Here is a 1,728-nt window from a genome sequence, read left to right on the forward strand (position 1 = left end):
CGCTCCGGCTGCCCGTGCGCTGGGCCGGGCTGATGCGCGTCTTGCCGTTGCCGTACGTAACGAGCCGCATCTAAAGGATTACCTGAAGGTTGTCGGAGGGTTTGTGTGGCGGCGCATAGCCGGCGAAGCACGGCTTAGTCCGCATGGGGACGGCATTGCGGTGGATCTGAGTGCGCGTCTGGCCCCTTTCTGGCGCTGGAGCAAGCTGCGTCCGCATCCCATGCAGCGCGGATATCCTTCTGTCATCGTTGATGCTATGGAGCAGGCGGGCTTTATCTGGGGTGGCAAATGGCATGAGTATGACATCATGCATTTTGAATACCGGCCGGAGATCATCTGCAAGGCCCGCATGCTGAAAGCGCGACGCGGGCAGGGAAGCGCAGCGGATGGCGCGGCACATGCCCGCTGATGCGGCGCATGTACCTGCGTATTGATTTTTCGCCTGTTATTCCTTACTTTTGTCGGTGGTGAGCAGCAGGACAGCCCCAAGCACCAGCGCGCCGCCGAACCAGCCCAGCGGGGTGAAGTTTTCGTCCCAGAACAGCCAGACCCATAACGTGCCGAGAACGGGTTCCAGATGGCAGGTCACGGCAGCCCGTACCAGGCTGATGCGTTTCAGCCCCATGCCGTAACAGAAATAGGCAAGATAGCACGTCAGAAAACCGAGGATGAAAAGCCAGCCCCATATCTGCGGGCTGTGGCTCAGGTGGATCGGCTCAAAGAGTCCCAGCGACACAATGCCGCCGATAAGCATATAGCCGTAAATGGCGGCGGTGGAGTAGCGCGTCTGCCACCAGCGGTAGAAAGGGTAGTGCGTGGCATAGCTGAATCCCGCCAGCAGGCCGCAGGCGATGCCGAGCATGGATGTTTCGCCCGGTATGCTGCCGCCGGTAAAGCATACCAGGGTTGTGCCGCACAGTGCGATGCCGATGGCCAGGGTTTTGCGTCTGGTGATGTGTTCGCCAAACAGCAGGCGCGAAAAAAAGGCGACCCATACGGGCGCGGTGTACAGAAGCACCACGGCCGTGGCCCCGCCGCTGAGCTTGATGGACATCTGCATGGCGGCAAAAAAGACGCCTGTTCCCCAGAGGCCGAAAAGCATGAAAATCAGGGCGTCACGGATTTTGACGCGCAAAGACCGGGTCAGGGCTGCGTGTATCAGAAAGCAGACGCAGCCGATGGCGGCCCGCCAGAAGGCTGTTTCCAGCGGCTGAACACCACCGGCAATGCAGAATTTGGAAGACACGCCGAGCAAAGACCAGAAAAAAGCCGCAAACAGAATCCACACATACCCGCTGGACCCGCTGTTGTCTTGCAGCATCATGCTGTCCTGGCCGACGTTTTTCATCTCCTGCTCCTTGCTGGCGCTTTTGCCATGCATTTGTGTTTGTCCCGCAGTCCGGCAACGGAAAATCTTTTGTCCCGTCATTGCAAATCCTGCCGGGGCTGTTGTCGGTGTGGGGAGTTCCGCCTCTATTCCGGGCGCGGCCTGTGCGGCAGATCAAGGGCCTGCAAGACAAGGCCGGCCAGTTGCGTCTGGGCGTCCGGCATGGGCAGGCCATCCCAGGCACGGCCCATAAGCCAGAGAGGAACGCGGCGCGTGGCCGCCGTATTATCGTTGTGTCCGTGTTCTTCATCCATGCCGTGATCGCTGGTCACCAGGGCGGAATAGCCCTGTTTTTCCCATATGGGCAGCCAGCGGGCCAGCAGGCCGTCCGCGTGGCGGGC

2 protein-coding genes and 1 pseudogene are annotated in these 1,728 nt (G+C 60.4%); 1 reads left to right on the top strand and 2 read right to left on the bottom strand.

Features of this window, described 5'->3' with window-relative positions; all coding sequences use genetic code 11:
- Positions 1-409, top strand: a 409-nt coding sequence (locus V6C16_RS12455) for a M15 family metallopeptidase (RefSeq protein ID WP_333543355.1), incomplete at its 5' end; no start/stop codon positions are given.
- A gap of 36 nt (positions 410-445) precedes the next feature.
- On the opposite strand, the gene V6C16_RS12460 is transcribed toward V6C16_RS12455, so the two are convergent.
- Together V6C16_RS12460 and V6C16_RS12465 are read right to left on the bottom strand one after the other, a co-directional pair.
- Positions 446-1,348: a DMT family transporter gene (locus tag V6C16_RS12460; protein WP_333535152.1), complete on the bottom strand. Its 903-nt coding sequence runs from the start codon at positions 1,346-1,348 to the stop codon at positions 446-448.
- Between the two features lie 125 nt (positions 1,349-1,473).
- Positions 1,474-1,728, bottom strand: a pseudogene (locus V6C16_RS12465) (alkaline phosphatase family protein); the annotation flags it as partial.

Origin of the sequence: Desulfovibrio sp. 1188_IL3213, assembly GCF_036763145.1 — a bacterium.
Taxonomy (GTDB): Bacteria; Desulfobacterota; Desulfovibrionia; order Desulfovibrionales; family Desulfovibrionaceae; genus Desulfovibrio.